Raw genomic sequence first — 5,969 nt, 5'->3', positions numbered from 1 at the left:
ATCTCCTCGTATAGTAAGTTTATAGTCCTCTTTCGAGGTAATTTCCAATTAAAATATTGTTCTTTGATAATTCTATAGATGTTAGTTCAGATAGTGGGGGGCTAGCCCCCCACTATCTGAAAAAGTTTTCCAAAGGGTGGACTTTTCGTGATGTCCCTAGATAATGGTCTTAGGATCATTTGGGGGATTTCTATCATCTCCTGTAGCTTTGACTACTACAAAAGTCTGTCTCCCCAGTCCTTGTTCGAACTTCTAACCCGCAGGCTGTTCCCTTTGGCAGCCCATGCTGGAAGTTGCAGCTTCCAGGCAGCTCATGGACCAAAGTGAGTTCTAATACGCGAGGGTGATTGACCGACAAGTACACTGGGGATATCCCGAAGAGTCCTTCCCTTGATCCTAGATTGAAAGGAGGTTAGCCACCATGAAATTATTTGTTGGAATAGACGTTAGCTCTCAAGATATGAAAGCTTGTGTCATGAATTTTGAAGGAGAAGCATTAACTGCTCTCACTGTTGACAACAATTTGACTGGGGCATCTTATCTGAAAGATCAGATTGTCAAGATAGCCCAAAGTAACTCAATTTCCGAGATTCAAATCGGGATGGAGGCCACTTCAGTCTATAGTTGGCATCCTGCTATGTTTTTTCACGAGGATGAATCTCTTAAAGAATTTAAAACAACAGTCTTTACTATTAATCCAAAACTAATTAAAAAATTTAAAGAGTCATATGTTGACCTGGATAAAACAGACCAAGTCGATGCTTGGATTATTGCAGATCGCTTACGGTTTGGACGTCTTCCACTAACGGCGGTGATGCAGGAACAATTTATTGCTCTTCAAAGGTTGACAAGAATGAGATATCATCTCGTTCACAACCTAACGCGAGAAAAGCAATATTTTCTGCAACACTTATTTTATAAGTGTAGTTCCTTTACGACTGAAGTGGATAGTTCGGTTTTTGGAAATGCCATGTTAGAGCTATTTCTTGAACAATATAGCTTAGATGAAATTAGCTCAATGGATCTTCAAGAACTTGCGAATTATCTTCAAGATAAGGGCAAAAATCGCTTTACTGACGCCGAGTGTGTGGCGAAATCCATTCAAAAGGCTGCGAGATCTTCCTACCGATTATCAAAGTGTGTGGAAGATTCTATCGACCTATTATTAGGGACTTCAATAGAGTCCATCCGTAGTATAACTAAACAGATTAAAGAACTTGACAAAGCCATCCAAAAGCTTCTAGAAGGTATCCCTAATACCTTACAGACGATTCCAGGAATAGGCCCAGTCTATACCGCTGGTATTTTAGCCGAAATTGGACAAATTGATCGCTTTGATAACCAAGCTTCCATTGCCAAATATAGTGGACTTACATGGTCCAAGAATCAATCAGGAAAGTTCCAAGCTGAGGAAACCAAAATGATACGTTCAGGAAATAGATTTCTTCGTTATTACCTTGTTGAAGCTGCCAACTCGGTTCAACGAAATGAACCTGAATTTCGGGCATACTACCTGAAAAAATATCGTGAGGTTCCTAAGCATCAACACAAAAGAGCACTCGTCTTAACGGCAAGAAAACTTGTGCGGTTGGTCGATGCGCTGCTACGCAACGATCAAGTCTACACGCCAAGAAGGAAGGTGAATAACTAAAGGATAAAACATCCTAAATCCTTCAATATTTTCCAGTAAATGGTTTAATATCTTACTGGGTTTCTTAAGTATTGTCTTTTTTAGGTATTGGTTGGCTTACAATTTCCAATTCCTTAGATTTTGGTACTTGACATATTACCGCAGGACTTTTAACATTTTTACAAAATTAATACTATTTATTAATTATAGCATGAGCCTAATAGAATAGTACAAATTAGAATCTGTCTATACAAATAAAAGTATTATTTGTATCTATTTTCCCTGAATTTAAAAACTTGAAACAGAGTGAATAAAAAGAAGTTTCAGAAAAGGGTACTGCAAGATGCAGGAATTTGACAGAGGTTGTCGAATTTTTGTTTAACAATAGGAATAAAAAGAAGATAGGTTATCCATAATAAAAATTTCAGAGAGCTAAAAAATGGAAATCATTAGTATAGCTGAAAGGATAGAGAAATGAAAAAAAGAATTTGGTTTAACCAATGGTTCACAACAGTTGCACATTTTATTGATATGATCCGTTATAATTCAGATGGAATCGAATTTGAAGTATACGGAACTTCTAGCAATGAAGATGCCCTTTACTTAAGTTATTGTGATGCAGCTTTCAAAGAACCAACTGTTACGGGAGAAGATTATCTTCAATTTTGTTTAGAATTTTGTCGTATCCATTCGATTGATCTATTTGTTCCGCGGAAGGAAAATGTCCTTATTGCCAAGCATATAAAGGAATTCAATGATTTAGGAGTTAAGGTACTTGTTTGCCCAGATGCTCGTTTGATGGAGGAGCTCGATGACAAAGAAGCTACCTATCGGTTAATAGAGAGACATTCCCTACTGAAGGAATATGTTGCTATTCCTGATTACTTTGTTGTCAGCGATGCAGAAGCTTTTAAAGCAGCTTATTATGCTTTAAAGGATAAAGGACATACTGTATGCTTTAAGCCTGTGATAGGAGAAGGTGGGAATGGTTTTCGAATCATTCAGGATAGCCTAGACAGCATTGAAGAACTATTTAACAAAGGCATTTCTCATAAAATAACATTTGATCATGCTTATAGTATATTAAAGCAGCAATCAGAATTTCCACCCTTAATGGTGTTGGAATACTTGGATGGAACAGAATATAGTATTGATTGTTTAGGATACGATGGAGAGTTAATGGTAGCTATTCCAAGGAAAAAGGGAAAAGGAAGAGTAAGGGAACTAGAACACAATCAAGAATTAATTACATTGGCGGAGAAAATAAATCAAGTTTTAGAAATTCCCTTTGTTTATAATATTCAAGTGAAATACAAAGAGGGCAAGCCAAAATTATTAGAGATTAACCCACGAATGTCTGGGGGTCTACATTATAGTTGTCTTGCTGGAATTAATATGCCTTATCGAGCAGTTAAATTATTAATGATGGGCAATAAAGCGATAGAACATATAGAACCCCACTTTGGAATTAAATCCAGTTATCTTGAAAAAGAAGTAATATTGAAGAACATTATCGAAAAAAGTTCGCAGGAGAGAGCGTTTCTTTCTAAGTGAATGCCAAAGCAAAGGAGTTTGATATATGCAAACTTCTTTGCTTTTTTTGAAGATAGGTTCATTATTATGTTTCTCCTCTATTTTATAAAAATAAAATGTTTAATTTCCCCTATGAGGATTTTTCCTGCAGTATAATAAAGATAATCAATGAATAAATAAAGAAGGTATCATCTATGATAACAGCATTAATAAATAATAAAATAGTAGGTGGAAGGATCGTAAAAACAGGGATAGCGGTTTTGTTAACCTCTGTTTTTTGCTATTTGTTGGAATGGCCAGTAATGTTTGCAGTTATTACAGCCATAGTGACGATAGAACCAACTGCAAGAGACTCAATAAAAAAAGCATTTATCCGTTTTCCTGCATCCGCAATAGGAGCAGCATATGCTGTTCTTTTTACATATCTGTTAGGAGATCAACCGTACACGTATACAATCGTAGCGCTTGGTACTTTGTTTACATGCCATAAATTACGATTACATGCAGGTATCTTAGTTGCCACGCTTACAGGAGTAGCGATGATTTCCACTGTTCATGACCATTATACTTTATCATTTTTCGTTCGATTAGGGACAACTGGCATTGGGTTAATCGTATCTTCTTTGGTAAATCTTTTAGTCATTCACCCAGATTATTCAAAAGGGATTATGGATAAAATTAGATTTTTATCTGCAGAAGCTGGAAACTTTCTTCAAATGAGGGGGAAGGAAATCATAGCCCAACAGCCTTTACATAAGAGCACAAAAAATACCTTTGATGTATTGAGGAAGAACTTGGATCGTATAGAAACGCTCTGTTCCTATCAGAAAATGGAGTGGAAATTATATCATTCGAGTCGAGAAAGTATGAAGCTTTTTCATTATGAATATAAAAAGGTAGCTATTTTGCGACAGCTAATTTATCACCTTGGGCTGTTAAGCTCTTCAAACTTCACAAAAATATCTCTAAGCGATGAAAAGAAAGAAGAAATGATGAATGCAATTGGCCATATACAAGAAATAATAGAGATGGACGATGTAAAAGAATTGGACTCCGCTATAAGTAAAACACTTTTAATACAAAGTTGTAGGTTACTCCCAAGTGAATTAAAGGAAGAAATAAATAGTGACAACAATTGGAAAATAACTTATTTATTTATGGAGTTAGTTTGTATAGGTGATTTATTAAAGGAATTAAAACAGATAGAAAGGATAGAAGAGCGTAAAAAGTTATCCTGCTATTCCTCAATCCAATCTTTATAAAGATTATCTTATGAACCCTTGTACTTTACCATGATAAATTTCAGTTTTACCAAATAGCTATTTCTTATAAAAAACAAATAGCTGTTTATACATTTGTTCTTTAAAAGAAACGAAAATTCATTGACATAAAGAACATATATGAGTATATTTAAAAGTATAAAGGGGTTTATATACAAAATATGTTCTTAATAACGAATCAATAAAAAAGAGAAAAATATAAAAATAAAGCTGATTATTTTTTTGATTATTTGTTCGTTATTAAGAATGGTTAGAAGGGGGAAAATGATGAATTCTGTTTTACTAACAATAAAAATTAGACACAGTAAACGGCTGGCTACTAAATATTCACAAAAATCGAATCGAGCAAAAGGAGGCTTAGAGAGAAACCATTATTTTCAAAAATACATCTTTTACTATAATAAAGCTAATTTATTGGAAGAAGGTAGAAACAAGGAAGAAATCATTTAAAAGACTTATATGCTATTATATCAATTCTTATACTATTTAAAAAAAGGGTCTTAGCCATTAATAAAGTGTGGACTAACCTAAAATAGTGAGACAATATAAAACACCTCCAAAATGGCAATACTTGAGATAAGTATTGTGACATTATTCGGAGGTGTTTTTGCGTGGGCAAAAAAACTGTATATACAAAAGAGATTAAATGGGCGGTAGTAAGAGATAAGCTTGAAGGAAAATTAACAACACGGGAAATTATGAACAAATACAAAATCAAAAATAAAACTCAAATTGAAACTTGGATGAGATGGTACAAAAATGGAGAAATGTATCGGTTTGATCAGCCAATTGGTAAACAATATACATTTGGGCATGGGCCCGATTCTTTAAGTAAGGACGAGCGAATAAGTAATCAACTAACTCACCTAAAAATGGAGAATGAAATTCTAAAAAAGTATATGGCGATGAGAAAGGAGTCGATAAAGGGCTAGTAGTACAATTGGTTGAACAATTTCGTGAAAAATATACCGTTACTTCCATTTTAAAAGTTTTAGGGATTCCACGTGCTAGCTATTATCGTTGGACTAAAGGGTTTGGTGAATATCGGAATGAACATGAAGAGTTAATTATTGAAATCTGTAAGGCTACTAAATATAGAAATGGTCATAGGAAAATTAGAGCTATTCTAAAGCGAGAACATCATATTCATCTTAATAGGAACACAGTTCAAAACATTATGCAGAAGCATCATTTGCAGTGTAAGGTGAAACCAAAACGCAAGTGGAAATCGCAGGGAGAAAGTGAAGTCATTGTACCTAATATTCTTAATCGTGATTTTAGTGCAAGTAAACCAAATGAGAAGTGGGTAACGGACATTACGTATATCCAGTATGGCAGCGAAACATTATATCTGTCTACGATTATGGATTTGTATAATAATGAAATCGTAGCTTATAAGATTTATAATCATCAACAAACGACATTAGTAATTGATACACTGCAGGATGCTTTGGATAAACGCAATCAGCCAGAAGGAGTTATTATACACTCCGATCAGGGGAGTGTGTATACATCGTATACTTTTC

6 protein-coding genes are annotated in these 5,969 nt (G+C 34.6%); all 6 read left to right on the top strand.

Annotated elements, in window-relative coordinates; translation table 11 throughout:
- Nucleotides 1-421 precede the first annotated feature (421 nt).
- Nucleotides 422-1,651: an IS110 family transposase gene (locus ADJ83_RS23425; protein WP_031540352.1), complete on the top strand. Its 1,230-nt coding sequence runs from the start codon at nucleotides 422-424 to the stop codon at nucleotides 1,649-1,651.
- Between the two features lie 453 nt (nucleotides 1,652-2,104).
- Complete coding sequence (locus ADJ83_RS23420) at nucleotides 2,105-3,184, top strand: ATP-grasp domain-containing protein (protein WP_031540266.1); 1,080 nt, start codon at nucleotides 2,105-2,107, stop codon at nucleotides 3,182-3,184.
- A 173-nt stretch (nucleotides 3,185-3,357) separates the two neighbouring features.
- Nucleotides 3,358-4,425: an aromatic acid exporter family protein gene (locus ADJ83_RS23415; protein WP_031540267.1), complete on the top strand. Its 1,068-nt coding sequence runs from the start codon at nucleotides 3,358-3,360 to the stop codon at nucleotides 4,423-4,425.
- A gap of 285 nt (nucleotides 4,426-4,710) precedes the next feature.
- On the top strand, nucleotides 4,711-4,893 hold the full coding sequence (locus ADJ83_RS23410) for a hypothetical protein (protein WP_031540268.1): 183 nt from the start codon (nucleotides 4,711-4,713) through the stop codon (nucleotides 4,891-4,893).
- A gap of 161 nt (nucleotides 4,894-5,054) precedes the next feature.
- Entirely contained in the window at nucleotides 5,055-5,375 is a 321-nt protein-coding gene (locus tag ADJ83_RS23405; protein WP_016200952.1) for a transposase, read from the top strand.
- A gap of 8 nt (nucleotides 5,376-5,383) precedes the next feature.
- Nucleotides 5,384-5,969: IS3 family transposase (locus ADJ83_RS23400; protein ID WP_048717144.1), on the top strand; the 586-nt coding region annotated here is incomplete at its 3' end.

It is taken from the genome of Bacillus sp. 522_BSPC, from assembly GCF_001076885.1.
GTDB classification, from domain to species: domain Bacteria; phylum Bacillota; class Bacilli; order Bacillales; family Cytobacillaceae; genus Niallia; species Niallia hominis.
This window is presented reverse-complemented; position numbering and strand designations above follow the sequence as displayed.

Coding starts and splice junctions, on each gene's coding strand:
- ADJ83_RS23410 (WP_031540268.1), top strand. CDS start 4,711: ATGAATTCTGTTTTACTAACAATAAAAATTAGACACAGTAAACGGCTG.
- ADJ83_RS23420 (WP_031540266.1), top strand. CDS start 2,105: ATGAAAAAAAGAATTTGGTTTAACCAATGGTTCACAACAGTTGCACAT.
- ADJ83_RS23425 (WP_031540352.1), top strand. CDS start 422: ATGAAATTATTTGTTGGAATAGACGTTAGCTCTCAAGATATGAAAGCT.
- ADJ83_RS23415 (WP_031540267.1), top strand. CDS start 3,358: ATGATAACAGCATTAATAAATAATAAAATAGTAGGTGGAAGGATCGTA.